The 748-nt window shown below is 62.7% G+C and carries 1 pseudogene; it reads left to right on the top strand.

Annotated elements, in window-relative coordinates:
* Window positions 1-316: pseudogene (locus IAQ70_RS22500) on the top strand (MFS transporter); the annotation flags it as partial.
* Between the last annotated feature and the right edge of the window lie 432 nt (window positions 317-748).

Raw genomic sequence — 748 nt, 5'->3', positions numbered from 1 at the left:
CTTCGCTGCTTCATCCCTGTGGCAGGTACCCGCGGCCCTGACGGCGACGACTGTGCTGATTGGCGTGTCGAACGCCGTGCTTCACTCATCCATGCAGGGCTGGGTCACCGACGTCACCCCGCAGGCACGCGCCACCACCGTGTCCCTGTTTGCCTGCGCACTATTCCTGGGCGCTTCCCTGGCCACCTACTTCACGTCCGGACTCGCCGCAGAAGGCCGGTACGGGACCATCTTCGCTTTCAGCTTCGTCGTGAGCATCGTCCTGACGGCGGCTGCCACGGCGGGGCACGCCGCGTGGAAACGCCGGCAAGCCTAGGCGGGGCGCGGTCCACGCTTTCTGGGATCTTGTCCCGGCCTGTCACTCGCCCACTCCAGTAGCCACCGGTTCTGGTGTGGAGCCGGATGGCCGCTTAGCCCTTGTTGGCGTGGTCATGTGCGTGTTTGCCGAAGTTCTACTTTGTTGCGTGGCCTGCCCAGCGAGTGCATGCTCCGTCACTTGTAGACGACGTCACCCACAACATCGGACGGGGCGAACCCGTCCGTAGTCCCAGTGCAAAGAAAAACCACTTTCCCTCAGTGGGGAGCGGTTATTGTTTGGCGCGCGCATAAGGCGAGTTTGGGGGTGTGCACAATGTGCACACTTTGGCCGTCAGATTGGGTCGTCCGTAGGTCGGATCGGGCCGGATTCCGCATGTTTCCGCGGGAGCCCAGTGTTTGTAAGGGCTGGAATGTAGTTCGAGTGCCACCT

It is taken from the genome of Pseudarthrobacter sulfonivorans, assembly GCF_014712225.1.
Lineage (GTDB): Bacteria > Actinomycetota > Actinomycetes > Actinomycetales > Micrococcaceae > Arthrobacter > Arthrobacter sulfonivorans.
The sequence above is the reverse complement of the archived record's forward strand: the minus strand, read 5'-3'. Positions and strand labels throughout refer to the sequence as shown.